At 67.7% G+C, this 26,468-nt stretch carries 20 protein-coding genes; 11 read left to right on the forward strand and 9 right to left on the reverse strand.

Features of this window, described 5'->3' with window-relative positions; genetic code table 11:
- Positions 1–23 precede the first annotated feature (23 nt).
- Complete coding sequence (locus ABZ942_RS07470) at positions 24–668, forward strand: hypothetical protein (protein ID WP_357379881.1); 645 nt, start codon at positions 24–26, stop codon at positions 666–668.
- Position 669: 1 nt separating this feature from the next.
- On the opposite strand, the gene ABZ942_RS07475 is transcribed toward ABZ942_RS07470, so the two are convergent.
- The 3 genes from ABZ942_RS07475 to ABZ942_RS07485 all read right to left on the reverse strand — a co-directional run bounded on the left by ABZ942_RS07475 (position 670) and on the right by ABZ942_RS07485 (position 2,327).
- Complete coding sequence (locus ABZ942_RS07475) at positions 670–1,287, reverse strand: LysE family translocator (protein ID WP_357379882.1); 618 nt, start codon at positions 1,285–1,287, stop codon at positions 670–672.
- 69 nt (positions 1,288–1,356) lie between these two features.
- A complete protein-coding gene (gene recR / locus ABZ942_RS07480) occupies positions 1,357–1,965 on the reverse strand; it encodes a recombination mediator RecR (RefSeq protein ID WP_357379883.1) in 609 nt (202 codons plus the stop codon).
- Positions 1,966–1,985: 20 nt separating this feature from the next.
- Positions 1,986–2,327, reverse strand: coding sequence for a YbaB/EbfC family nucleoid-associated protein (locus ABZ942_RS07485; RefSeq protein WP_357379884.1), 342 nt, complete (start codon positions 2,325–2,327; stop codon positions 1,986–1,988).
- Positions 2,328–2,565: 238 nt separating this feature from the next.
- Between ABZ942_RS07485 and ABZ942_RS07490 the strand changes: the two genes are divergently transcribed.
- The 3 genes from ABZ942_RS07490 (at position 2,566) to ABZ942_RS07500 (ending at position 4,406) form a co-directional block, all read left to right on the forward strand.
- A complete protein-coding gene (locus ABZ942_RS07490; protein ID WP_357379885.1) occupies positions 2,566–3,147 on the forward strand; it encodes a hypothetical protein in 582 nt (193 codons plus the stop codon).
- A gap of 77 nt (positions 3,148–3,224) precedes the next feature.
- On the forward strand, positions 3,225–4,040 hold the full coding sequence (locus tag ABZ942_RS07495) for a MerR family transcriptional regulator (RefSeq protein WP_357379886.1): 816 nt from the start codon (positions 3,225–3,227) through the stop codon (positions 4,038–4,040).
- Between the two features lie 15 nt (positions 4,041–4,055).
- Positions 4,056–4,406, forward strand: a complete 351-nt coding sequence (locus ABZ942_RS07500) for a VOC family protein (RefSeq protein ID WP_357379887.1) — start codon at positions 4,056–4,058, stop codon at positions 4,404–4,406.
- 67 nt (positions 4,407–4,473) lie between these two features.
- Here ABZ942_RS07500 and ABZ942_RS07505 read toward each other — a convergent pair whose 3' ends face one another.
- Positions 4,474–4,908, reverse strand: coding sequence for an SRPBCC family protein (locus ABZ942_RS07505; protein WP_357379888.1), 435 nt, complete (start codon positions 4,906–4,908; stop codon positions 4,474–4,476).
- A gap of 207 nt (positions 4,909–5,115) precedes the next feature.
- Here ABZ942_RS07505 and ABZ942_RS07510 point away from each other — a divergent pair, with 207 nt between their 5' ends.
- Positions 5,116–6,555, forward strand: coding sequence for an FAD-binding oxidoreductase (locus ABZ942_RS07510; protein ID WP_357380355.1), 1,440 nt, complete (start codon positions 5,116–5,118; stop codon positions 6,553–6,555).
- Positions 6,552–7,868, forward strand: coding sequence for a class I SAM-dependent methyltransferase (locus ABZ942_RS07515; RefSeq protein ID WP_357379889.1), 1,317 nt, complete (start codon positions 6,552–6,554; stop codon positions 7,866–7,868). The genes ABZ942_RS07510 and ABZ942_RS07515 overlap by 4 nt, the downstream gene beginning before the upstream one ends.
- 82 nt (positions 7,869–7,950) lie before the next feature.
- Here ABZ942_RS07515 and ABZ942_RS07520 read toward each other — a convergent pair whose 3' ends face one another.
- From ABZ942_RS07520 to ABZ942_RS07540, 5 genes are all read right to left on the reverse strand, one after another.
- Entirely contained in the window at positions 7,951–11,517 is a 3,567-nt protein-coding gene (locus ABZ942_RS07520; protein ID WP_357379890.1) for a protein kinase, read from the reverse strand.
- A gap of 485 nt (positions 11,518–12,002) precedes the next feature.
- A complete protein-coding gene (locus ABZ942_RS07525) occupies positions 12,003–13,109 on the reverse strand; it encodes an esterase-like activity of phytase family protein (protein WP_357379891.1) in 1,107 nt (368 codons plus the stop codon).
- Between the two features lie 121 nt (positions 13,110–13,230).
- Positions 13,231–15,381: a 3-hydroxyacyl-CoA dehydrogenase NAD-binding domain-containing protein gene (locus ABZ942_RS07530; RefSeq protein ID WP_357379892.1), complete on the reverse strand. Its 2,151-nt coding sequence runs from the start codon at positions 15,379–15,381 to the stop codon at positions 13,231–13,233.
- 40 nt (positions 15,382–15,421) lie between these two features.
- Positions 15,422–16,636: an acetyl-CoA C-acetyltransferase gene (locus tag ABZ942_RS07535; RefSeq protein WP_357379893.1), complete on the reverse strand. Its 1,215-nt coding sequence runs from the start codon at positions 16,634–16,636 to the stop codon at positions 15,422–15,424.
- Between the two features lie 291 nt (positions 16,637–16,927).
- Complete coding sequence (locus ABZ942_RS07540; RefSeq protein ID WP_357379894.1) at positions 16,928–19,819, reverse strand: DNA polymerase III subunit gamma and tau; 2,892 nt, start codon at positions 19,817–19,819, stop codon at positions 16,928–16,930.
- 467 nt (positions 19,820–20,286) lie between these two features.
- Between ABZ942_RS07540 and ABZ942_RS07545 the strand changes: the two genes are divergently transcribed.
- The 5 genes from ABZ942_RS07545 (at position 20,287) to ABZ942_RS07565 (ending at position 26,448) form a co-directional block, all read left to right on the forward strand.
- Positions 20,287–21,111 (forward strand): hypothetical protein, encoded by an 825-nt coding sequence (locus ABZ942_RS07545; protein ID WP_357379895.1) that lies wholly within the window; start codon positions 20,287–20,289, stop codon positions 21,109–21,111.
- Between the two features lie 171 nt (positions 21,112–21,282).
- A complete protein-coding gene (locus tag ABZ942_RS07550) occupies positions 21,283–22,584 on the forward strand; it encodes an ammonium transporter (protein ID WP_357379896.1) in 1,302 nt (433 codons plus the stop codon).
- Between the two features lie 86 nt (positions 22,585–22,670).
- Entirely contained in the window at positions 22,671–24,953 is a 2,283-nt protein-coding gene (locus tag ABZ942_RS07555; RefSeq protein WP_357379897.1) for an MMPL family transporter, read from the forward strand.
- Positions 24,954–24,997: 44 nt separating this feature from the next.
- Positions 24,998–25,627: a TetR/AcrR family transcriptional regulator gene (locus ABZ942_RS07560; protein ID WP_357379898.1), complete on the forward strand. Its 630-nt coding sequence runs from the start codon at positions 24,998–25,000 to the stop codon at positions 25,625–25,627.
- A gap of 116 nt (positions 25,628–25,743) precedes the next feature.
- Positions 25,744–26,448 carry a hypothetical protein gene (locus ABZ942_RS07565; protein WP_357379899.1) on the forward strand — a complete coding sequence of 235 codons (705 nt, stop codon included), beginning with the start codon at positions 25,744–25,746 and terminating at the stop codon, positions 26,446–26,448.
- Positions 26,449–26,468: the final 20 nt, after the last annotated feature.

Raw genomic sequence — 26,468 nt, forward strand, 5'->3', positions numbered from 1 at the left:
GGCCGCGTACGTACCCTGTCCGGGTGAGCTATGACCACATCTTGCTGCCGTCCGGTGTCGCGTCATCGATCTCCGAGGTCGACGCTTACCTCAATACCCAGCAGGGACTCCCGCAGGCGGGCCTGGTCGCGCAGATCGCGGCCGAGCTGAACAAGGCCAACTCGGAAGTTCCGGAGGACGACAGCTTCCTCAGCGTGCACCCGGTGGGCGGCGTCCCGACCGGCGCCGCACTCCAGGTGCCCAGCCCGTACGACGCGATCGGCTTCGTCCGGCAGCTGCTGTTCGCGATCGCGACGCCGCTGGACTATGCGATCTACGATCCGCAGCTGGCCTGGCTGATCGACCCGGCCGGGCACGTGCCCGCCACGGTCACCCACGGCGGTGCGGGCGAATTCCCCTACCTGACCAAAACCCTTGCCGATCAATGGGTTTCCGAGCTGGCCCCGCCGAACCCGTACCTGGTGGTGGAACGCGACGAGCAGGTCTACATGCAGACCTACCGGGAGAAGACCGGCGCGTTCACCCTGGAGTACCGAGATGGCGCGCCGGACAAGCACTTCGGCACCACGGTGCTGGACGCGCCGACCGTGTCCGCGCTCATCTGGGACTGGGCCACCGACGACCGCACCCGGATGCAGAACCTGCCGTGGTCGCGCGTGGAACTCTGACTCACTGGTTCTGCACGGCCAGGCGACCGGCCAGCGCGATGAACGAGACGCCGAATACCCGGCGCATCCAGGTCACCACGACGGGCCGGGAGATGACGTGGTTGCGCAGCGCCGACGCGCACACCCCGTAGATCGCGAACACGACGAACGTGGTGAGCATGAAGACCCCGCTCAGTTCGAGCAAGCGCGCCAACGCATTCGGTGATCCGTTCGGCACGAACTGCGGCAGGAACGCGAACGCGAAGATGGTCAGCTTCGGATTGAGCAGATTGAGCAGCACCGCGGACGTGATCACCTTCCGTACGGACTGCGCGTCCTGCTCCGGCGCCTCCGGCACGGTGAGCGCGCCCTTGTCCCGGAAAGTGCTCCACGCCATGTAGATCAGGTACACGACACCGAGATACTTCAACGTCTGGAAGGCGACCGCGCTCGCGTTGAGCAGTGCGGCCAGACCGGTCATCGCCGCGACCAGGTGCGGCACCGTCCCGAGGGTGCAGCCGAAGGCCGCGATCACGCTGGCCTTCGTGCCCCTGGAGAGCCCAGCCGCCAGCGTGAACAGCGCGCCGGTGCCCGGCGTGACGCAGATGACGAGCGTGGTCAGCAGGAATTCGATGCTCATCCCCGTGACAGTAACCCGTCAGCGCGACACCGCAAACCCCCTTAATTCGGGGCTGGACCTGCACCGAAGTTAGAGCGCGCGCCGTCCGGACAGCGCGCGGCCCAGCGTCAGTTCGTCCGCGAATTCCAGATCGCCGCCCATCGGCAGGCCCGACGCCAGCCTGGTCACGCTCAGGCCGGGGAAGTCGCGCAGCATCCGCACCAGGTAGGTGGCCGTCGCCTCGCCCTCAGTGTTCGGGTCGGTCGCGATGATCACCTCGGTGACGTCGATGCCGTCCTCCTGATTGCCGATGCGCGCCAGCAACTCCCGGATGCGCAGCTGGTCCGGCCCGATCCCGCTGAGCGGGTCGAGCGCGCCGCCGAGCACGTGGTATCGACCACGGAACTCGCGGGTGCGCTCGATCGCCTGCACGTCCTTGGGCTCCTCGACCACGCAGATCATGGTGCGATCGCGGCGCGCGTCGGCACAGATGCGGCACTTCTCGCCGTCGGAGACCGTGCCGCAGACAACACAGAACTGCACACCGTCGCGCACCTTCTGCAGGGCGGCCTGCAGCCGGTCGATTTCCGGCGGCTCCACCTGGAGGAGGTGAAATGCGATGCGCTGCGCGCTCTTCGGACCGACGCCGGGCAGCTTGCCCAGCTCATCGATCAGATCCTGAACCGGACCCTCGTACAACGGCTATGTCCTCGTGGCTATCAGAAGTCCGGCAGCCCGGGCAGCGAGCCGCCGCCGAGCCCACCCGAGAGCGGGCCGAGCCGCTCGGCCGCCAGCTGCTGCGCGTTGGCCATCGCGTCGTTGACCGCGCCGATCACCAAGTCCTGCAGCGTCTCCACGTCCTCCGGGTCGACCGCCTTGGGATCGATGGTCAGCGCGACGACCTCGCCGGACGCTTTGATGGTGACCTTGACCAGCCCGCCGCCGGCCTGGCCGTCCACCTCGGCCGCGGAGATCTCGGCCTGGGCTTCCATCACCGCCTGTTGCATCTGCTGCGCTTGGGCGAGTAACTGCTGCATGTCGAACTGACCACCGGGCTGCACGGCATATTCCTCTCTGGGGAAAGTGTCATTGATCAGCGTAGTCCCTGATCCGGGGGTGACGGCGCGCCGCCTCGACCGAGCGCTGCGCCAGCGCGCCCGAAATCCGTTCGGCGATATAGCTCCCGACCGGTCGTTATGTCTTCGAGGCATGACCGGTAACGGGTTGAGTACGGCCGGGTGCAACGCAACAAGATCGACCTACCATCGGGAGACAGGTCGGGAGTTCTGGAGTACCGATATGAACACGATGAGGGCGCGTTTGCTGAGCACCGCGGTGCTTTCCCTGGGGGTTCCCGGCATCTTCCTCGGCATTGCCGCGCCGACGGCGACCGCCGATCCCGGTGTCACCGCGGCGGCCGCCGACTACGGCGGCGGTTGCGTCCTCTACCCGGACAATCCCGCGGCCACGATCGACTCGCTGCGTTTCCGCTGCGCACCCGAACAGCAGGACGCCATCTTCCGGGACGCGGACCGCGGCGACGTGCCGATGGGCGTGAAGAACGGCTGGGTGACCAGGCCACCGGCGATTCAGGGCATCGCGCCCGCATTCTGGATCGGCAAGACCTTCTATACCGGGCCGGACGGCGGCATGCTGACCAACCGGGTGACCGGCGCGGGCTACGAGGCCTGGCCCGCATACGTGTACACCGCGCCCGCAATGCTCGACGGCAGGCCGACCTGGGCGCTGAACTACGACCCGTCTCCCACGCCGCAGGTCTACGACGAGATCCGCGAGGTCACCCCCGGCGTCTGGTTCGGCTACTCGTGGTGGCGCGGTTTTTTCCAGAACACCCTCCTGCTGACCTTCGTGTTGACCTAGGGAGCATTTACGAGTCGCGAGGACGCTTCCATGGGGGAAGTTGACTCTCCCCTCGCTGGAGGGTGTTCGCTGAGGGCATGACAGCGACCGTCTCCATCGGGGAGTTCGCCAGGCTGACGTACCTGACCGTGAAAACGCTCCGGTACTACCACGACATCGAGCTGCTCGAACCAGTCGAGATCGATACGGGTTCCGGCTATCGGCGCTACTCGACCGACCAAGTGGCACAGGCCCATCTGATCCGGCGCCTGCGCCAGCTCGACATGCCGCTGCCCGAGATCAAGGCCGTGCTGGCCGCCCCGGACGACGACATCCGCAATGCCGCGCTGCGCGCACATCTGGAGCGGATGGAGGCCGAGCTGGCCAGAACCCGCTCGGTGGTGGCGTCGCTGCGGTCGCTGCTCACCCCGTCCGCGCCGATCGCCGTCGAATACCGCTCGATCCCCGCCTTTTCCGCGCTGGCGCGCACCGAGGTGGTCAGCAGGGACGACATCGGCCCGTGGTGTGCGGCCGCGTATCCGCTGCTGCACCAAACACTGGCCGCGGCGGGCATCGAGCCCGACGGCATCGACGGCGCGACCTACTCGATGGAGTTCTTCGAGAACGACATCGGCGAGGTGGTGGCCTACGTCCCGATCCCGGCCGCCGCCCGAATCGAAGCGGCCGACCGGGTCTCGGTGATCGAGCTGCCCGCGCGCCGATTCGCCATCGCACTGCACGAGGGGGATTTCGAGGACTTCGACCGCACCTACGGCGCACTGGGCAGTTACGTCGCCGAACACGACACCGCATTGGCCGAACCCGTGCGGGAGCGCTACCTGCTCAGCCCCGACGACACCGACGACCCGAACACCTACCGAACCGAAGTCTGCTGGCCGATCGGCCGGCTCTGAGAAGTGGAGCACCCCATGACACTGTCCCTCGCACACATCACCATCGACAGCAACGACGCCGCCGCCCTGGCCGGATTCTGGTCCGAACTGCTCGATCAGCCGGTCGACGAGGGTGCGTCCGCGCAATTCGCCACCGTCGGCAGCGCGGCCGGTCTGTCACCGGTGCTGATGTTCATCCAGGTGCCCGACAAGACCCCGGGCAAGAACGTGATCCACCTCGACTTGCACGCCGAGGACTGGCATCAGCACATCGAGCGCGCGGTCAGCTTGGGCGCCAAGCGGATCGGCGACTTCGACGAGTACGGCGCGCAGTGGACAACGCTGGCCGACCCGGAGGGCAACCTCTTCGACATCGGCGCGGCGTAGCCACCCGACTCGAAACGCGCAGCCCGACACGAGGGGCCGGACTGCGCGTTTCGGCATTGCTTCTATGTCAGGCGAGTTCGCGCTGCAGGTTGCCCAGCACCTCGGCCTGGATCTTCTTCAGGCCGAGCGGCGCGAAGATGCCCTCGAAGATGCCCGCCACGCCGCCCGCGCCCTGCCAGGTGGTGCGCAGGGTGACCTGCGCGCCCGCGCCGTCCGGCGTCACGGTCCAGGTGTTGACCATGGTGGAGTTCGAATCGCGCTCGGTGACAATCGAATCCGACACGGTCACGACCGCGTGCACGTTGCGCGAGCGCTTCTCGGTGGCCTGCAGCGTCCACTCGGCCACGGTGCCCGCGCCCTTGCCGCCCTCGACCACCTTGTAGTCGCGATAGTGCGACGACAGAATGCGCGGCCGCACCGTCTCGTAGTCCGCGATGGCCGCGAGGGTGCGCTGCGGGTCCGCCGCAACGGTGATCGAACTGCTGGCGCTGACCTGTCCCACAATGAGCTCCTTGTCCGGGTACGGTATGTCGACCGGTCTCCATCCTGCCCTGTAGCGGCCACCACACCGCATGCCGGTCGAATCGTGTGGCGAACTTCTCCGAGCCGGTCGGTATTCCGGTTCGCAACATATGCGTGACATTTCTCCCGAGACCCTGCCCTCGCGGTGGTCTCACACTGAGGTGCGTACTAGCGTCGAGGGGTGGCAGTGAGTCTGTTGGGGAAGGCCGGACACGCTCCGGCCGCGCACGAATCCGGGTTTGCCGCGCATCGGGCTGGAGTGGATCGACTCCTGGCGAGTTATCGCGCGATTCCCCGGGACGCGAATGTGCGGCTGGCGAAGAAGACCTCGAACTTGTTCCGGGCCAGGGCGAAAAACCCTGCGCCCGGTCTCGACGTATCCGGGCTGGCCCAGGTGATCACGGTGGACCCGGTGGCGAAGACCGCCGACGTGGCCGGGATGACCACCTACGAGAACCTGGTCGCCGCGACCCTGCCCTACGGCCTCGCGCCGTTCGTGGTGCCGCAGCTCAAGACGATCACGCTCGGCGGCGCGGTGACCGGTCTCGGCATCGAGTCGACCTCGTTCCGCAACGGCCTGCCGCACGAGTCGGTGCTGGAGATGGACATCCTGACCGGGTCGGGCGAGATCATCACCGCCACCCCGGACAACGAGCACGCCGACCTGTTCCGCGGCTTCCCCAACTCCTACGGCACCCTCGGCTATTCGGTCCGGCTGAAGATCGAACTGGAGACCGTGCAGCCGTACGTGGCCCTGCGCCACCTGCGCTTCCACGACCTGCGCGAGCTGGAGCGGACCCTGGCCACCATCGTCGACGAGAAGACTTATGACGGCGAGCGGGTCGACTATCTCGACGGCGTGGTGTTCACCGCCGACGAGAGCTACCTGACCCTGGGCCGTCAGACCGACGAGCCGGGACCGGTCAGCGACTACACCGACATGGACATCTTCTACCGGTCCATCCAGCACGATGACGCACGGCCCAAGCGCGACCGACTGACCATCCACGATTACCTGTGGCGCTGGGACACCGACTGGTTCTGGTGCTCGCGCGCGTTCGGCACGCAGAACCCGAAGATCCGCCGGTTCTGGCCGAAGCGGTACCGGCGCAGCAGCTTCTACTGGAAGCTCATCGCGCTCGATCACAAATACAACATCGCCGACAAGCTGGAGGCCCGCCAGGGCAACCCGCCGCGCGAGCGGGTGGTGCAGGACATCGAGGTGCCGGTGGACCGCACCGCCGACTTCGTCGAATGGTTCCTGCGCGAGATTCCGATCGAGCCGATCTGGCTGTGCCCGCTGCGGCTGCGCGAGACCGACGCGCCCGCGACGACCGAGCGCACCTGGCCGCTGTATCCCCTCGAACCGAACCGGACGTACGTCAACGTCGGGTTCTGGTCCGCCGTCCCCACCGTGCCCGGACAGCAGGAAGGAGCGGCCAACCGTGCGATCGAGCGCACCGTGACCGACTTCGATGGACATAAGTCGCTGTACTCCGATTCCTACTACGACAAAGATGAGTTCGCAGCGCTGTACGGCGGCAATACCTACACCGAATTGAAGAAACGCTACGACCCAGACCAGCGGCTGCTGGATTTGTATTCGAAGGCGGTGCAACGCAAATGACGACATTCAAGGATCGTTCCGACGTCTTAGGTGACTTAGGAGCCAAACTCAGCATTGCCGAGATCTTCGAGACGCTGATCGACGGCGAGGCACCGATCCGGCTGACCGCCTACGACGGCAGCGCGACCGGACCCGAGGACTCGAAGTACGCGCTGGACATCAAGACGCCACGCGGCATCAACTATTTGGCGACCGCGCCCGGCGATCTCGGCATGGCGCGCGCCTACATTTCCGGCGACATGACCGCCGACGGGGTGCATCCCGGCGATCCCTACGACATTCTCGCGGCGATGGACGGGCTGAAGTTCCACCGTCCGTCCGCGCTGGCGCTGGTCACCATCGCCCGCTCGCTGGGCTGGGAGCGGCTCAAGCCGATCGCGCCGCCGCCGCAGGAGACGCTGCCGCGCTGGCGCCGGATCGCACTGGAAGGCCTGCGGCACTCCAAGACTCGCGACGCCGAGGCGATCCATCACCACTACGACGTCTCGAACAAGTTCTACGAGTACGTGCTCGGCCCGTCGATGACCTACACCTGTGCGTGTTATGGCGACGAGGACTGGACGCTGGAACAGGCGCAGGAGAACAAGTATCGCCTCGTCTTCGAGAAGCTGCGGCTGAAGGAAGGCGACCGGCTGCTCGACATCGGCTGTGGCTGGGGCGGCATGGTCCGCTACGCGGCCAAGCGCGGCGTCAAGGTGATCGGTGCGACGCTGTCCGCCGAGCAGGCCGAGTGGGCGCAGCAGAAGATCGCCGAGCAGGGCCTGTCCGAGCTCGCCGAGGTGCGGCACTCCGATTACCGCGACATCGCGGAGGGCGAGTTCGACGCGGTGTCCTCGATCGGGCTGACCGAACACATCGGCGTGCACAACTACCCGTACTACTTCGACTACATCAAGACCAAGCTGCGCGATGGCGGCCTGTTCCTGAATCACAGCATCACCCGCCCGGACAACACCAGGACCACCAAGGCCGGCGACTTCATCGACCGGTACGTGTTCCCGGACGGCGAGCTGATCGGCTCCGGCCGGATCATCTCCGAGATCCAGAACACCGGCTTGGAGGTGCTGCACGAGGAGAACCTGCGCGAGCACTACGCGCTGACCCTGCACGAATGGTGCAAGAACCTGGTCGAGAACTGGGACGCGTGCGTCGCGGAGGTCGGCGAGGGCACCGCGAAGGTGTGGGGCCTGTACATGGCGGGTTGCCGACTCGGCTTCCAGCGCAACGTGGTTCAGCTGCACCAGGTGCTCGGCGTGAAGCTACCGGCCGACGGCGACTGGACGGTCCCGCTGCGCCCGTGGTGGACAGCGTAGGCACGACGCCGCAGGTCGATCGGGATCGCTTCGCTCACCCGATTGACGTATACAGACTAAATGTCCGACCGACTTGCCCGCCCTAGTCCAGGAGCTCGTCCAGGAACAGGGCGGGCAGTTCTATGTCTCCGGCATGTGCTGCGGCGGAAGGCATTTCGGCGCGCAGCACCCGCAGGATCGAGACGACGCCCGGGCCCGCGTCGAGTAGCGGCCTGGTCCAACCGAGTTCGGCGCACGTCGCGGCCGCGGGCAGCAGCAGGCCGGTGGCCTCGCCCACCCAGCCCGAGGCGGCGAGGCATTCGGCGAGCAGCAGCGACGCGTCCAATTGGGCGCGGGGACGGCCCTTGTCGAGCATCCGGCCGTGCAGGGCACGCGATCGGCGGACCGCGCGATCGTCCGAGCCGATCCGGCCCTTGGCCAACAGGGCGCGGATCGCGGCGACCTCCTCGGCCTCCGCGGTGAGCACGGCGGCGCCGGTCATCCGGTGGCCCGCATGCAGTGGCGCGGAAGGTGATTCGGGGCCCGCGAACTGATCGTCCGCCTCGTCCAGCGGCAGACCGAGCCGTAGCCGTTCGGCACGGATGTGCGCGGCGAGCCGGAACAGCCTGTTGTCGTTGGCGATCCGCGCGCCCTCGTCGAGCCGGGTCGCGGCCGTGAACAGGTCGCCACGCACCGCCTTGACCCTGGCGCCGATGACGAAGGTCGAGATCAGGAAGTCCACCGGGCCGACCCTGGCGACCAGCTGGTGGCTTTCGTCGAGCAGCCGGTCGGCGGCGTCGAGATCGCCACGGCGGTAGTTCAATTCGCCGAGCATCGCCGAAGCCACCCGCAGTGAGTGCGAGCGCGGACCCGACCGCTGCTTGGCCACCTGCCACGCCTGCTGGAAGCACTCTGTCGCCGTGGGGATGTCGAGTTGCTCGTAGGCGGCCGCGCCACGCCCGCACAGACCGAACACCGCGCCGAGCGGATCCTTGGACCGCGCGTGGTACGGCGCCGCCCAGTCCTGGATCTCGCGGGCGCCGTCGAAGTCGAACTCGCACAGCCGCACGAACGAGGTCAGATTCGCCGCGGTCGACACGGTCCAGGCGGGCAGCTCGTCCGGCTTCTGCAGGCAGTCCGCGACCCGGTCGAGCACGCCGTCGGTGTGGTCGCGGGCGATCTGATCGGCGGCGCCGATCACGGCGGCCTGGCAGCGCTGCTGACTCACGTCCTCGTCGGTGGCCGAGCCGCGGGCCAGGATGTTCGACAGCCGGCCGAGCGCCGTTCGGGCCGCGCCGGACTGCTGCAGGTTCACGTTGGCCCTGGCCACCGCCATCAGCAGCTTGGACCGCGAAGCCACCTGCTGCATCGGCAGTTTGGAGACCGAGCCGAGCAGCGTCGCCAGCCGGGAACGATCGATCAGGTCCATCCCGCCGGTCTCGAGCAGATCGAGGGCCATCTTGAAGTCGGTGGCGGCGAGCGCGTGATCGACCGATTTACGCAGCAGCTGATGCTCGGCGTACCAGCGGGCCGCCTTGCGGTGCAACGACTTCAGCCGACCCGGCTGGGCGCGCTCTAGCCGGGCCCGCAGATGCTCGGCGAACAGCGGCTGCATCCGGAACCACTCCGGGTCGTGCACGATCCGGCGCAGGAACAGCTCGCGCTGCTCGGCCTGCTCCAGCAGGCGCTCCGCGTCCGCGTCCTCGGACAACGCCGCGGCCAGCGAGCCACACACCCGCTCGGTCACCGAGATCGACATCAGGAAGTCGAGCATCCTGGGTTCCAGTGTGTCCAAGACGTTTTCGGCCAGATACTCGCGGATGCCGTGATTGCCCTCGGACAGATTGGCGATCAGCTGCGCCGGATCGGCATTGCCGCGCAGCGACAGGCTGACCAGCTGGATGGCGGCGGGCCAGCCGTCGGTGGCCGCGTGGATCTGCTCCACCTGGGTGTGGCTGAGCGGAAACCCATGGTGCTGCACCAGGATCTCGTTGGTCTCCTCCGTGGTCAGGCGCAGTGCGGCCGAACCGATCTCGACCAGTTCGTCGTGCACCCGCATCCGGCTGGTCGGCAGGCCGGACTGCTCCCGGCTCGTCACCACGAAGCGCAGATGGTGACATCCGTTGTCCAGCAACGCTTCCATGGCCCGGTGCGCACCCGCGTCGGTGACCCGATGCCAGTCGTCGATGACCACGACGACCGTGCTGCCGCCGGCATGGATTTCGTCGATGAGCGTGGAGATCACGAAGGCGCCCGCGTCGGCGGGCCGTTCCTCCAGCGCCTGATCCAGGCCCGCGCCCACGTCCGGGCGGACCCGGCGGATCGCCTGGATGAGGTGGGCGAGGAACCAGATCTCGTTGTCGTCGTCGCGATCGATGCCGATCCAGGCGACCGGGATGCCGCGGTCGGTCAGGTCGGTGCGCCACTGCGCGGCCACGGTGCTCTTGCCGAAGCCGGCGGGTGCGTGGATCACGGCGAGCCTGCGCCGACCACCCGCCCGCAGGATGTCGAGCAGGCGCGGGCGCGGGACCGGGTCGCGGGCCGGGGTCGGCGGGCGGAACTTGGTGGCCGCGGTCGGCGGCAAAGTGGTGGCAGCGCCGGTGGCGCCGGTCTGCGGGGACAGCGCCGGGCGCAGCGTCAGCGGCCAGCTGCGCCGGGCCGTCACCGCGGGCCTGGACTTGGTCGACGTCGAGGATTCGGTGGGATGTGCCATCGGCTCGGGCGCGGCGATGGTTTCCAGCAGCGCCATCTCGTCGGGCATCTGATCGTGGTCGCGCTGCACCGCGCGCAGCAGCTGCCCGAAGTCGTAGGCCGAGGGCGGGCGTTCGTCGGGATCGGTGGACATGGCCTGCTGGATCACGTCGGCCACATCCGGCGGGATGTCGTGCGCGCGCAGATCGGGCACCGGCTGGGTGGTGATCCGCAGGAACTGTGCGACCACCTTCTCCCCCGCCTGCCGCTCGAACGCGGCGTGCCCGGTGAGCAGCGCGAACAGCGTCGCGCCGAGGCCGTAGACATCGGAGCGGATGGTCGGGTCGTCGCCTTTGAGTACCTCCGGTGCGGTGAACGCGGGCGACCCGGTGATCAGGCTGCTGGAGGTCTGGAAACCGCCGGGGATTCTGGCGATGCCGAAGTCGGTCAGCTGCGGCTCGCCGTAGCCGCTGAGCAGGACGTTCGCTGGCTTCACGTCGCGGTGCAGGATCTGGGCGCGATGCGCGCTCTCGATCGCGCCCGCCAGCTTCACCCCGGCCCGCAATGAATCGGCCCAGGTGAGCGGGCCCTGATCGCGAATCACCTGTTCCAGCGAGCCGCGGGTGCAGTACGGCATGACGATGAACGGCAGGCCGCTCAACGTGACGTCCACCTGCAGGATGTCGACGATATTCGGGTGGCCGGACAGGCGGCCCATGGCCTGTTCCTCACGCAGGAAGCGCTCGCGGCTCTCCAGCTCGATTTCGGAGGAGAGCACCTTCACCGCGACCACCCGTTCCAGCGCCCGCTGGATACAGCGATAGACCACGCCGAAGCCGCCCCGGCCGATCTCCTTCGCTTCCGTCAGGCCCATCGCCTCCAGCTCGTCGGCGATCCCGATGAGCGGGTGGCGCTGGGTATCCGAGTCGGCCGGAGTCGAGTCCGGGCCGACCTCCCCCGTCTGCGTCCGTGGATTCACGTGACCACCTCGAGCTCATATCGAATCGGCGTCACCGGCGACCAATAAGCGCGCTGACCGCCGGACATCACCCGAAACCCCGCGCGATGTCCGATATGTCTGCGCATACTCCAACGTAGCGCGGGCACGGCATCCGGTGGGAGAAGTTTCGGAACAGGATCTTTGCCACCTCGACCTTCCCCCATAATTCTCCCTGCTCAGCGCTCCGCAGCAGGCCTGATCCCGGGTGCGATCAGGAACGAGATTCGTTCCATAACATTCTGACGCTCGGTGTTGTGGCAAGACGCAATTTCCCAGCGACCCGCCTACCGGACCAGCGTGTAGGTCCGCACCTTGCCCAGCCGGTCCGGCGTCTTCGGGCTGCCCTTATACCGGTCACCTCGGCTCGACTACTTCACTCGGGCCGCCGATGCGTATCGCGACGCGACCGAGGACTTACGCGCCGAATAGCTGGGCAACGCTGGAATTATTTGCGGCTCGACGGCCTAGCGGACGGCCAAGGCGATGAACTGGGTGATCTGGTTGTCGGCGAAGTTGTTGTCGCTCACCAGGATCAGCGTGCGTTCGCCGGAGGGCAGGCGCGGGCCCCAGGTCATGCCCTCGACATTGTCGATGTTGCGCAGGCCGACGTCGGCCAGGTCGACCAGCAGACGCTTGGTGACCGGGCGGGCAGTGCCGAGCGGGGCGTCCAGCACGTTGGTGGCGGCACTCAGGTCGGCCTCGTAGATCCTGATCTTGTTACCGACGCCGAAAACGAAAGAGCGTTCCAGGACCAGGATCTTCGACGGGTCGACCGGGTCGACGGCCAGGATCGAGGAGATGCCGTTCATGCCCAGATCGGGCTGGGGACGGGACTCGGCGAACACCGGCTCCATCGGGTACGCGTACTGGGCGAGCAGCTGACCCGACCGCGCCTGCACGGTGAGCCGCGAGGTCGCGCCCGCCGTCGTCGTGGCGAGCGGACCGTCCTGCAGCAGCGGGCCTTCCACCGAGGTCACCAACAGCGAACCACCGGCGGTGAACGTCGCGCCCTCCAGCGCCAGGTTCTGCCGCGGACCCGAATTCGGCTGCATCCGTTCGTTGTTCGGAATCGGCAGCTCGGCCGCGAAGGTGCCGTCGGGCCGCGCGACCCGGACCGAGGGGTCGGCGAGCACGGTAGCGGTGCGCTCCCCCTCCTGCGTCCAGTAGTAGTCGCCGGTCCACGGGTCGACCCGAATCTCCTCGGGGTCCACCGACTTCGGGCCGTAGGCAGCGCCCTCGGCGGTCAGCAGCGGTCGCGTGCCGGTGAAAGTCACCGGGCCGATACCGTTTTCGCCCACCGGGAAACGAGCGGTGTAGAACCGGGCCGGATCACGCTCGGACCGGTCGTCGCTGATCAGCACGTAATCGCCGGTGCGGGAATCGAAGTCGATCCCGGACAGGCCGCCGACCGCGGTGTCGTGGAAGACCAGGTCGTTGGGCACCACCTGCTCGCCGAGCAGCCGGACCGCGGGGCGGGCGTCCGGCGCCGCGGCGGCGGGCGCTACGCCGAGCGCCACCGCGATGCTCGCGACCACCAGAGCTTGCCCACGTCGTGCCTGTCCACGTCTCACGCGTATCACGCTATCCACAATGCGGTACCAACAGGTGAACAGCACCCGAATCCGCCGAACAGCCCCGAAAACGGCGAAAGCCCGCCGCCGCGAAACGCGGTGGCGGGCTTTGCCGTTGGGACTACTTACGCAGCGAGGCCGGGACCTCGAAACGCTCACCGTAGGTCTTGGCGAGCTCGTCGGCGCGAGCCACGAAGCCCGCCTGACCGCCCGGGTAACCGACGATGAACTGGTGCACACCACCGGTCCAGGCCGGGTAGCCGATGCCGAAGATCGAGCCGATGTTGGCGTCGGCGGTGGTCTCCAGCACACCCTCGTCGAAACACTTCTGGGTCTCGATCGCCTCGATGAACAGCATGCGGTCGATCAGATCCTGCAGCGGGACACCGAAGCCCGCCGTGGTCTTGAAGTGATCGCGCAGGCCCTGCCAGATGCCGGTGCGCTTGCCGTCTTCGTCGTACTCGTAGAAGCCGGCCTTCTCCAGACGACCCGGACGCCCCTCGGACACCAGGTAGTCGATGACGTCCTGGGCCGGGTGCCGCTTCTTGCCCATCGTGGTGTCGCCGTGCTCGGCGGCCTCCTGGGTCTCCTTGGCGATCTTCTGCATGAGCTTGAGGTTCAGCTCATCCGACAGCTGCAGCGGCGCGGCCGGGTAGCCCGCCTGCAGACCGGCCTGCTCGATGGTCGCGGGCTCGATGCCCTCGGTGAGCATGGAGATCGCCTCGTTGACGAAGGTGCCGATCACGCGCGAGGTGAAGAAGCCGCGGCTGTCGTTGACGACGATCGGGGTCTTCTTGATCGCGAGGGTGTAGTCGAACACCCGGGCCAGCGCCTCGGGCGAGGTCTTCGCACCCTTGATGATCTCCACCAGCGGCATCTTGTCGACCGGCGAGAAGAAGTGGATGCCGATGAAGTCTTCCTGGCGCTTCACACCGGCCGCGAGACCGGTGATCGGCAGGGTCGAGGTGTTCGAGCCCAGCAGCGCGTCCGGGGTGACGATGTCCTCGATCTCCTGGAACACCTTGTGCTTGAGCTCGGTGTTCTCGAAGACGGCCTCGATCACGAAGTCCACGCCGTCGAAATCCTTGGCGTCGGCCGACGGGGTGATCCGGGCCAGCAGCGCCTTCGACTTCTCCTCGGTGGTCTTGCCACGGGAGAGGGCCTTGGCCTCGATCTTCTCGGAGTAGTTCTTGCCGCGCTCGGCCGCCTCGATGGTGACGTCCTTGAGCACGACGTCGTAGCCGGCCTTGGCGGAGACATACGCAATGCCCGCGCCCATCATGCCCGCGCCGAGCACGCCGATCTTCTTGATGTCCTTCTTGGGCACATCGTTCGGCCGCGAGCCACCGTTGTTGATGGACTGCAGGTCGAAGAAGAACGCCTGGATCATGTTCTTCGCGACCGGGCCGGTGAGCAGGTGCACGAAGTAGCGCGACTCGATGAGCGAGGCGTTGTCGATGTCGACCTGCGCGCCCTCGACCGCGGCGGACATGATCGCCCGCGGCGCAGGCATGTTGGTGCCCTTGAGCTGCTTACGCAGGTTGGCCGGGAACGCGGGCAGGTTCGCCGCGAACGCCGGGGTGGACGGGGTGCCACCGGGGATCTTGTAACCCTTCTTGTCCCACGGCTGCACGCCACCCTCGGGGTTGGCCTTGATCCACGCCTTGGCGGCGGGCACCAGTTCCTCGACCGAGCCGACGACCTCGTTGATCAGGCCGATTTCCTTGGCCTTGCCCGGGCGGTACTTGTTGCCCTGCAACAGCACCTGCATGAGGGCGTTCTGCAGGCCGAGCATGCGCACGGTGCGGGTGACACCGCCGCCGGCCGGCAGCAGGCCGAGGCTGACCTCGGGCAGGCCGAGCTGCACGCCCGGTACGTCGGCGGCGATCCGGTAGTGGGTCGCGAGGGTGATCTCGAGGCCACCGCCGAGCGCCGCGCCATTGATGGCGGCGACGACCGGCTTGCCGAGGGTCTCCAGGCGGCGCAGCGCATCCTTGATGGTGAAGAGCTCTTCCATCACGCCCTGGCCGTCTTCCGGGCCGACCTTCATCATGTTCTTGAGGTCGCCGCCCGCGAAGAAGGTCTTCTTCGCCGAGGTGATCACCACGCCGGTGATGTTGTCCTTCTCGGCCTCGAGCTTCTCGACTGTCGCGGTCATCGACGTCTTGTACAGCTCGTTCATCGTGTTGGCGCCCTGGTTCGGGTCGTCCATCGTCAGCGTGACGATGCCGTCCGAATCCTGCTCCCAACCGATCATGTTGGTTTCGCTCACAGCTCTGTGTCTCCTTGAATTCTCAGCTGTCGGTTGGGGTTTAGACGCGCTCGATGATGGTCGCCACGCCCATGCCGCCGCCGATGCACAGGGTGATCAGGGCGTAGCGGCCGTTGCGGCGCTCGAGCTCATCGACCATGGTGCCGGTGATCATCGCGCCGGTGGCACCCAGCGGGTGGCCCATCGCGATCGCGCCACCGTTGACGTTCAGCTTCTCGTCCGGGACGTTCAGATCCTTCTGGAACTTCAGCACGACGGAGGCGAACGCCTCGTTGATCTCGACGAGGTCCATGTCCTCGATCGTCAGACCCGCCTTGGCCAGCGCCTTCTTGGCGGCCGGGGTGGGGCCGGTCAGCATGATGGTGGAGTCGGCGCCGCTGGTCGCGGTCGCGACGACGCGCGCACGCGGGGTCAGGCCGGACGCCTTGCCCGCCTCTTCGGTGCCGACGAGCACCAGCGCGGCACCGTCGACGATGCCCGAGCTGTTGCCACCGTGGTGCACGTGGTTGATCTTCTCGACGAAGTAGAACTTCTGCAGCGCGACCGCGTCGAAGCCACCCATCTCACCGATCACGGCGAAGGACGGGTTGAGCTTGGCCAGGTCCTCGGCGGTGGTGCCGGGACGCATGTGCTCGTCCTTGTCCAGCACGATGATGCCGTTCTGGTCCTTGACCGGGACGACCGACTTGGCGAAGTAGCCGCCGGTGGTGGCCTTGGCGGCCAGCTCCTGCGAGCGCACCGCGTAGGCGTCCACGTCATCGCGGCTGAAGCCCTCGATGGTGGCGATCAGGTCGGCCGAAACACCCTGCGGCACAAAGTAGGTGTCGTAGTTGGTGGCCGGGTCGAGCGCCCACGCGCCGCCGTCGGAGCCCATCGCCACGCGGGACATGGACTCGACGCCGCCGGCCAGCACCAGGTCGTCGAAGCCGGAGCGCACCTTCTGCGCGGCCAGGTTGACGGCCTCGAGGCCGGAGGCACAGAACCGGTTGAGCTGGAAGCCGCCGACGGTGTCAGGCAGGCCTGCCACGGTCACCGCGGTGCGGGCGATGTCCATGCCCTGGTCACCGACGGGGCTGACGACACCGAGGATCAGATCCGAGATCCGGTCTTCGTCGAGGTTCGGAAAGCGGCCGCGCAGCTCCTGGATCAGACCAACAGTCAAGTCGATCGGCTTGACCGAATGCAGCGAGCCGTTCTTCTTGCCGCGGCCGCGCGGAGTGCGGATGGCCTCGTAAATGTAGGCCTCTGTGGTCATATCGGAGTGTTCCTTCCTTAAAGGTGCGGCGGCCGGACGTCGTCCGTCCGAGCGCTCTGTGCAACGGCACCGCATACTGCGGTTTCACTGCGGGTAACCTCGCCGACCGGCCCTGCGACCGACCGTCCTGACGCTGTACAAAACGCGGCATGCGACGGCGGACGCAGGTTCCGATCGCCCATACGCCTGGGCATACCATAGAACCTCGTCGTACCGGAGCTCACGGCCACCCGTTCATACTACCGTGGTGTGCGAACTCCGGTTAACTTAACGTCCTGGCGGCGGTGCTTGTCAACCACTCAGCCGTGTGGCACCGAGCTCACTCTTCAGCAATTCGAGGGCAGCCTCGTCGGGGTCGCGCCGATCCTCCGGCGCCACCGGGACCGCCGCGGCCCGGATCATCTCCTCTTCGTCCTCCGGCGTGGTCTCCGGTACCGCGCCGTCGGCAGCCCGGCCGACGCCGCCGCCTGTCCCGTTGCCGACCTGGGATTGCGCCGACTCGGGCGGCGCTGAATCAAAAGGGCCGGGATCGTCCGGTAGATCGGGAAAATCGGGCGGCGGAATATCGTCATCGCCGCCGAACGAACGCGGCTTGTTCGCACCCGCCGACTGGTCCGCCGCCGCGTTCTTGGCCTGGCTCGGCCGCGAGAAACGCGGCGGCGCAGGCGCATCCGAGGCGCGCCCGGCCGCGTTGCCGGATTCACGCCCGGCCGGTTGCGCGGCACTGCGCTGGGGTTTCGCCGCCGCACCGGCCCGCTGCGTCGCCGCAGGTCGCGCGGCGGCACCGCCTGCTTCCCAGCGCACGTCGTGCTCGCGTCCGAGCACCGCGTGGACGGCGGAACGCACGGCGTCCAGGTTGCGCGGATCCGAGAGCCGCTGCGCCAGCGGCGCGTGCTGATGCGTGAACACGATGGTGTCGCCTTCGATGCGCGACACCGAGGCACCGGCCAGCATCGCCTGCACGGCGGCGCCGAACTCGCGCACCTTGGCCCGAATATCCGCCCAGGCGCCCTCGACCTCGCGCAGCAGATCCGCGTTCGACCCGGCGGGAGCCGACAGTTCCGGCTCGGCCACCGGATCGGAGTGCACTGCCTCGTCGGGCGACGCAGCGGCGGCCACTGGCTCCGGCTGCGCAGCGGTGGTCCGGCCAGCCCCGGCGGACGCTTGCTCGGCAACCTCGCCGCCAACCGGCTCAGCTGGGGAAAATTCCTGTGCCGCTTGAACTTCGGACGCATCCGCGGTGGGAACCTGCGAACTCGAACCTGCCGGAACTTGCTCCGGCACGGTGCCTGTCGATCTCGGCGCGGACTCGGCCGAGGCCGACCCACTCGATTGATCGACCGAGGCGCTTGGCCCGACCACAGACGCTGCGGCATTGGGGTCAGCACCGACCTGAACGCCGGTATCGGAAATATCCGGTCGAGTTCGACCGGCTTCGCCCGCCTGATCGTGGTCGCGGGCGGGCGGTACGCCACCCTCGGCCGTCGCGTCCGCCGCACTCGAGCCGGTCGAATTGTCGGCTGGTCGCGCTCCCGCCACATCGCCACTGCGCGCAGCCTCCGCCGCAGCCTCGGGGACCGACGCACTCGAGCCTGTCGAAGTATCGGCGGGCGGTGCCGCTGCCGCCTGGTGGCCGATAGGAGCGGCACCCGAACCTGTCGACATATCAGCCGGTCGGGTTCCCGCTGCCTCGTGGGCACTTCGCGCAGCACCCGCGTCGCCCGCGGATGGCGCGCCAGCGGTCGAAGCACTCGATTCGGTCCGACTATCAGTCAGCGGGACGCTCGCGGCTGCTGCTTCAGCAGTTTCGCCACGCGATCCAGGCGCGCCACCAGCACCCGCACTGTCGGCGGCGGCACCACCCGATCCAGCGGTTTCACGGCGGATCGCGGCCAACGCCTCCGCACCGCGTCGCCGGGTCGACTCGCCCGATGTGGTGGCGGGCGCGACTCGCGGCGCCGCCGCAGCGGGTGCCGCGGCAGCAGGCGCCGAGCCCGACGCTGCCACGGGCGCAGCGGCAACTACCCCACCTGCGAACCCACGCTCGAGCCGCTCCAACCGTTGCAAGGTCGCGGATTCCGCATCCGACACCGACGGCAGCAGCATGCGCGCGCAGACGACCTCGAGCAGCAACCGCGGTGAAGTCGCGCCGCGCATTTCGCCGAGTGCCTCGTGCAGCAACTCCGCATACCGAGCCAACGTGGCCGGGCCGAGGCGCCCGGCCTGCTCGCTCATCCGATCGAGCACGTCCTCCGGCCCGGAGACCAACCCGCGCTGGATCGCGTCGGGCACCGCGCGCATCAAGATCAGGTCGCGCAACCGCTCGAGCAGGTCGACGGCGAAGCGGCGCGGATCGTGCCCCGCCTCCATCACCCGGTCGACGGTGCCGAACAGTTCCGCGCCGTCGTTGTCGGACAGCGCGCCGACCGCGTCGTCGATCAGCGCGACATCGGTGACGCCGAGCAGCGACACCGCCCGCGAATAGGTGACGCCCTCGGGACCGGCGCCGGCCAGCAGCTGGTCGAGCACGCTGAGGCTGTCGCGCGGCGAGCCACCGCCCGCGCGAATCACCAAGGGGTACACCGCCTCTTCGACGGTGACCTGCTCCTGGTCGCAGATCTTGCCGAGCAGTCCGCGCATGGTGGCGGGCGGCAGCAGCCGGAACGGGTAGTGGTGGGTGCGCGAGCGGATGGTCGGCAGCACCTTGTCCGGCTCGGTGGTGGCGAAGATGAAGATCAGGTGGGCCGGCGGCTCCTCGACGATCTTCAGCAGCGCGTTGAAGCCCGCCGTGGTGACCATGTGCGCCTCGTCGACGATGAACACCCGGTAGCGGGATTCGGCGGGCGCGTAGAAGGCGCGGTCGCGCAGTTCGCGGGTGTCGTCGACGCCGCCGTGACTCGCGGCGTCGAGTTCGATCACGTCCAGGTTGCCCGGGCCGCCGGGGCCGAGCGCGACACAGGACGGGCAGACGCCGCACGGCGTCGAGGTCGGACCTTGCACGCAGTTCAGCGACCGCGCCAGGATGCGCGCCGACGACGTCTTGCCACACCCCCGCGGTCCGGAGAACAGGTAGGCATGACTGATCCGGCCGGTATCAAGGGCGATGCTCAGTGGGTCGGTGACGTGCTCCTGACCCACTACCTCAGCGAACGTTGCCGGTCGGTACTTCCGGTACAGAGCCACGGCCAGAGGTTACCGGCGCGCACCGACAAAGAACATTCCCGCTGCGCGCCGGGCTCGGCGCGGCGAAACAGCGCCAGCGCAGACTTCGACATGTGATCCAAATCACAAGATTCCGAAGCCCTTCTTAACCCCCACTGACCGATAGCGACAGCGGCAACGTATGAGCTAACGCTGACGAAGCACCGGTCGAACGCGGGAAAATACCGCCCAATTCCCCCTTGTAGACCGGAAAAGTTGTACCCATTCCCCGATTTACCGCAGGTTTGTGGAGATAACGAAAGCGTCAACGAGGGTGACACCGACGCAATCGGCTGGCTACCGTGGCAATCGGCAACTTCGGTAGCCAAACCTTCATCAGGTTGGTTGCCCCGGCCGGTCCCTCATCCCGACCGGGGCACAACCAAAGTTCCCGCACCGCCAAGTTCCAGCGCAACCGAGTTCCACATCCATCGGAGGAACTTCTCACCGTGCAAACGCCTGATGACATCGCCACCGCGTTGCTGTCCAGCACCGACTTCGCCGGCGATCGCTCCGCGGTCGACCTGCTGAGCCGCGCGATCAGCCCGCAGGACTTCGCGATCAAACGCGATTCGCTCCCGGTGGCCGCTGCGGCCGATCCCGCCACCTCCGCCGCCATCCTCGAGCTCCTCGAACGCGGCCAGGTGCCCACGATGGCCGCGATCCGCACCCTCACTGCGCAGAACGAGATGCGCCGCGAGGCCGAACGCATCGAGCGGCTCGGCCGCCGCGCCCAGCGCAGCATCGACGACTTCGGCCGCGCACTGGCCACCCTGGCCGACGCCCACTGGACCGCACACGGCATCGGCCCCACCCGCCGCGACGTGCTGTCCTCCGAGCAGGTCATGTCGCTGATCCGCACTCGCATCGGCGACATCGCCCCCTCGGCGGTGAAACACCTCTGGCTGATCGAGCGCGCCCAGCGAGCCGGCTGGATCGCCTCCAACGCCAACGCCGGATCGCTGTGCGCCGGGCGACGTTTCCACTCCGATCAGTACGGCAACCGGGTCTCGCTGCGCCCGGTCAACACGATCGGCACCGCGGTGGCCGCCTACCTCGGTGACTACCTCACCGAGCACGATCGCGCGCCGCGCTGGTCCACGGTCGCCCAGGAACTGCGCGACGATCGCGGCCGCCGGGTCTTCCACAACACCGCCGACGCCCGCGTCCAGGAACTGTGGCTGACTACCGCCGAATGGGTGGCCATCCAGGACGAGTTGCCTGTCCCCGGCAAGCGTGGTCAGCGCGCGATCGCCCGCAAGTCGCGCACCTGATCGGTCACCGCCGAACGGCACCCGTCGGCAAACATCCCATGTCCGGACTTGCGCGCGACTCGTAGACCAGCGCAAATCCGGCGGTGAGCATTCGGTAATTTCCTTGCAACGCAAAGAGCGCTTGCGAGTCACGCATGTGCGAGGCCGCGTCTTGCGTGGAAGGAGCTCCTCGTGTCCACACCCCTGGATCCCGCGGCCACCGCCTGGCTGCTCGTCAGCACGGCCCTGGTGCTGCTGATGACACCGGCGCTCGCGCTGTTCTACGGCGGGATGGTGCGCTCGACCGGCGTGCTCAACATGCTGATGATGAACTTCATCGCGATTCCGCTGGTGACCGTCGCCTGGCTGCTGTTCGGCTACAGCCTCGCCTTCAGCGATGATGCGGGCGGCGGCCTGATCGGCAATCTCGATCACCTCGCCATGGCGAACATCGATCCGAGCACCCTGCACGGCGCGGTGCCGGAACTGCTGTTCGCCACCTTCCAGCTGACCTTCGCGATCCTGACCGCGGCGCTGGTCAGTGGCGCGATCGCGGACCGCGCGAAATTCGCCGCGTGGATGATCTTCGTGCCGGTCTGGGCGCTGGTGGTCTACGCACCGATCGCGCACTGGGTGTGGGGTCCGGACGGCTGGCTGGCCTCGTTCGGCGTGCTGGACTACGCGGGCGGCCTGGTCGTCGAGATCGCTTCCGGCGCTTCGGCACTCGCGCTCGCCCTGGTGCTCGGCCCGCGCATCGGTTTCAAGACCGATGCGATGCGTCCGCACAATCTGCCATTCGTGCTGCTCGGCGCCGGCCTGCTGTGGTTCGGCTGGTTCGGCTTCAACGCCGGTTCCGCGCTGTCCGCGAATGGTGTTGCGGCGGCGGTCTTTCTGAACACCCTGGTGGCGGGCTGCCTCGGCATGCTCGGCTGGCTCGCGGTCGAGCAGATCCGCGACGGCAGGCCGACCACCTTCGGTGCCGCGTCCGGCGTGGTGGCCGGTCTGGTCGCGATCACGCCGTCCTGCGGATCGGTGAACACGCTCGGCGCGCTGATCGTCGGGCTCGCCGCCGGTGTGGTGTGTTCGTTCGCGGTCGGCTGGAAATTCAAGGCGGGCTACGACGATTCGCTCGACGTGGTCGGCGTGCACTTCGTCGGCGGCATCGTCGGCACGGTGCTGATCGGCCTGCTCGCCACCCAGGTGATGACCGGCGGGGTCGAGGGGTTGTTCTTCGGCGGCGGGCTCGCGCAACTCGGCAAGCAACTGGTCGGCGTGCTCGTCGTCGCGGCGTTCGCGTTCGTGGTGACCTTCGCGCTCGGCAAGATCATCGATCGCACCCTCGGCTTCCGGGTGAGCCGCGAAGACGAGACCGCGGGCATCGACTTCGCGCTGCACGCCGAGACCGCCTACGCGGAGGGCGTGCACGGACACGCCCCGCGCCGATTCGGCGAAGGGCATTTCGGCCAGGGCCAGTTGGGTGACCGGGATCACTGATCGCCCGGCGGTTCCCTCTGTTCGCGTCCGGTTAACGGCGTTACGCTAACGTCGTTAACATACTGCGTCGAGCAAGGGAGCCGCGCGTGCTGATTCGGATTGCACAGATCGTCACCCGATATCCCCGGGCGATCCTGCTCGCCGCGGCCGCACTCGCGATCCTCTGCGGAGTGTTCGGCGCGACGGCGGCGTCGCACCTGAAATCCGCCGGATTCACCTCGCCCGATGCCGAATCGTCCCAGGTCGCACGGCTGCTCGCGGACAATTTCGACGGGGCCGCACCGAACTACGTGCTACTGGTCAGTTCGGACGCGGGCGCGGACGCACCGGCCACCCGCGCGGTCGGCCTCCACCTGACCGACACGTTGCGCGCCCGCGGCGACGTCAAGGGCGTGCAGTCGTACTGGACCGCGCCGCCCGCGGTGGCGTCCGCACTGCGCAGCACCAGCGGCAAGGAAGCCCTGGTCTTCGCCTACCTGACCGGCGACGACACGCAATCCCAGGTGGCCGCGGGCGAGCTCACCGAGCAGCTCACCGGAACCACCGACGGCATCACGGTCCGGCAGAGCGGCACCGCCGCCGTCTTCCACGACGTGAACAAGCAGATCACCCACGACCTCGCCGTCGCGGAGGGCGTCGCGATCCCGGTGTCGCTGGTCGTGCTCGTGCTGGTGTTCGGCAGCCTGATCGCCGCCGCGCTGCCGCTGACCGTCGGCATCTTCGCCATCCTCACCACCCTGGCGATCCTGCGGATGTTCACGCTGATCACCGACGTGTCCATCTACGCGCTGAACATGACCACCGCGATGGGTCTCGCGCTGGCCATCGACTACAGCCTGTTCATCGTCAGCCGGTATCGCGAGGAGCTCACCAACGGCCTCGAACCGGTGGCCGCCACCATTCGCGCCGTGCAGACCGCGGGCCGCACGGTGCTGTATTCCGCACTGACCGTTGCCCTTTCGCTGGCCGTGCTGAGCATCTTCGACATCTACTTCCTGCGCTCGTTCGCCTACGCCGGCGTCGCGGTGGTGGCCGCGGCGGCCGCGGCGGCGATTCTGATCCTGCCCGCCGCGCTGGTGCTGCTGGGGCATCGGGTGAACTCGCTCGACATCCGAGTTCCGTTGCGCCGCTTGTTCGGTCGATCGGCTCCCGATCCGATGGCGCCGCTGGTGCCCGAGCAGAGCTGGTGGTACCGGATGGTGACCTGGGTGACCGGGCATGCCATCCCGGTCGCGGTGCTGCTCGTCGCGCTGTTCCTCGCGCTCGGATCGCCGTTTCTCTCCGTGAAATTCGGCTATCCCGACGACCGGGTGCTGCCGACCAGCGCCGCCACCCGCCAAGTCGGCGATGTACTGCGGGCCGAGTTCCCCGCGGCCAACGCGGGCAACAACACCACCGTCGTGCTGGACGGATACCAGGGCGGCCAAGGGCCGATCGGTGATTACGCCAAGGGACTGTCCAAAGCGGACGGTGTTTCGGCGGTGCTGTCCAGTGCGGGCGTCTACATCAAGGGCGGGCGAGTCGCCAACGGCCCGGCCGGAATGGCGAACAGCACAGGCGAATACATCAATGTCGCGACCCGGGTCGACCCGTTCTCCCCGGCGGGCGAGGCACAGTTGCGCGAGCTGCGCGCCGTGCCCGCTCCGGGCGAGACACTGTTCGGCGGGGGCGCGGCGATCAATGCCGATGCCCTCGACTCGCTCGGCAAGCGGCTGCCGCTGGCCATCGCGCTCATCGCGCTCGCCACCTTCGTGGTGCTGTTCCTTTTCACCGGTAGCCTGATACTGCCGCTGAAAGCCATTGTGCTCAATACGCTTTCGCTGGCCGCCGCGTTCGGCGCGATGGTCTGGATCTTCCAGGACGGTCACCTGTCCGGCCTGCTCGGCTTCACCCCGGTCGGCTACATGACGCCGACGATGCCGATCCTGATGTTCTGCCTCGCGTTCGGCATGTCGATGGACTACGAGGTATTCCTGCTCTCCCGCATCCGCGAGGAGTGGCTCGCCTCCGGCCGGGTCGTCGATGGGGTCACGGTGCGCACCGCGAAGGACAACGTGCACGCCGTCGCCGTCGGTGTCGCGCGGACCGGCCGAATCTTCACTGCCGCAGCACTTCTCATGGCCATCGTGATGGGCGCGATGATCACCTCGAAGGTGTCGTTCATCCAGCTGATGGGGCTCGGTTTAACCTTGACCGTGCTCGCCGACGCCACCCTGATCCGCACCATGCTCGCACCGGCCCTGATGAAGCTGATGGGCACCTGGAACTGGTGGGCGCCCGCGCCGCTGGCCCGGCTGCATGCCCGAATCGGATTGCGCGAGGACGTCGATCCCGATCCCACCGAGCGAGTACTGGCCGGGCGCGAATGATCGGTTCGGGCAGGTCGCGGTCGGCCCGCGGCACCGGCGCTCAGTTGCGCACCGAAATCCTCGACGCGGCAAGGGAATTGCTGGCACGTACCGGGCATGCCGACGCGGTGTCGATCCGCGAGATCAGCAAGCGGGTCGGCGTCAGCGCGCCGTCGATCTACCGGCATTTCGCCGACAAGGACGAGCTCATCGAGGCCGTGGTGGTGCAGGTCTTCGAGGACCTGGACGCCGCGATCGCGGCCGAATCCGATCCGTCGGTCTCGCCGATCACGCGGCTGTGCCAGCAGGGGCTGGCCTACGTCCGGTTCGCCAGGGAGCACCCCGAGCAGTATCGGCTGGCGACCATCCCGTCGGTGTCCGGCGGCGCGGTGGATCAGGTGCTCGGTAGCGGTGCGTTCCTGCGTTTTTCGCGGACGGTTCAGGAATGCATGGACGCCGGGGTGATCACCCCGGGTGACCCGCTGCCGGTCGTGCTCGACCTGTGGGCCGCCGCGCACGGCATCGCGTCGCTGCTGATCGCCAAACCGTTCATCCCGTGGGGCGATACCGAGGTGGTAGCGAACCGGGTGCTGCGCGCCGCGTGTGTCGGCCATGTGGTGGTGGACATGCTCGGCGCAGATACCGAACCGGATGAGTTCGCGGACTGGGTGGACGAGATGCGCCGCGGTCGCTGACCCGCCGGCGCCGAGCGTCGCGCATTGGAATCTGCCTGCGTTATTCCCTCGTTCTCCTGGGCTTTCTCCTCGATGCTTTGGCTCGACAGAGCCATCGAGATGAGGGATTGCAGTACATGAGGATGAGGAAGCTTGCCGTGGTCGCGGCGCTGGTGACCATGGCGACCGGGGTAGCCGCAGGCACATCGGTCGCGGCACCGCAGACCGACGCGCCCCCGGTGAACTACACCGCGCGCGCCACCGACACGTCATCGATCATCTCGACGGATTCCGGCTCGCTGGTGGTCGAGGACGCGGCCTTCAAGATCAAGGCCGCGGACGGCACCACCGTCGCGGCGACACCGCTGAAGCTGAAGATCGACGACTTCGAATTCCCAATCGCCGCGCAGATTTCCGAGCGCACCGCGACGCTCACCCCGCAGATCGACACCCAGCACGCCACCTACAAGCCGGTCGCCCTGCCGTTCGAAGACAAGGCGCCGTGGAAGTCCGAGTACGACCGTGAGCAGGCGGCCTGGAGCCGACTGACCAGCACGATCAGCGCGGGCGCGACCATCGGCACCCTCGTCGGTGGCCTCGGCGGCGCGGCCGTCGGTTGCGTGCTCGGCGGCATCCTCGGCGCCACCGCCGCCTCGGCCACCATCATCGGGCTCTTCGGCCCGTTCATCCCGGCCGCCGCCGTCGGCTGCCTCGGCGGCATCATCGCCGTCGGCGCCCTGGGCACCGTCGCGGGCCAGATCCTGATCACCGCCCCGGTCGCCATCGGTGCGGCAATTCAGTACTTCACCACGATCAATCAGCCTTTCGCCCCGGCGAAGTAAGCCGCGGTCGCCACTGCCGC

The sequence above is a fragment of the Nocardia sp. NPDC046473 genome, from assembly GCF_040645995.1.
GTDB lineage: Bacteria > Actinomycetota > Actinomycetes > Mycobacteriales > Mycobacteriaceae > Nocardia.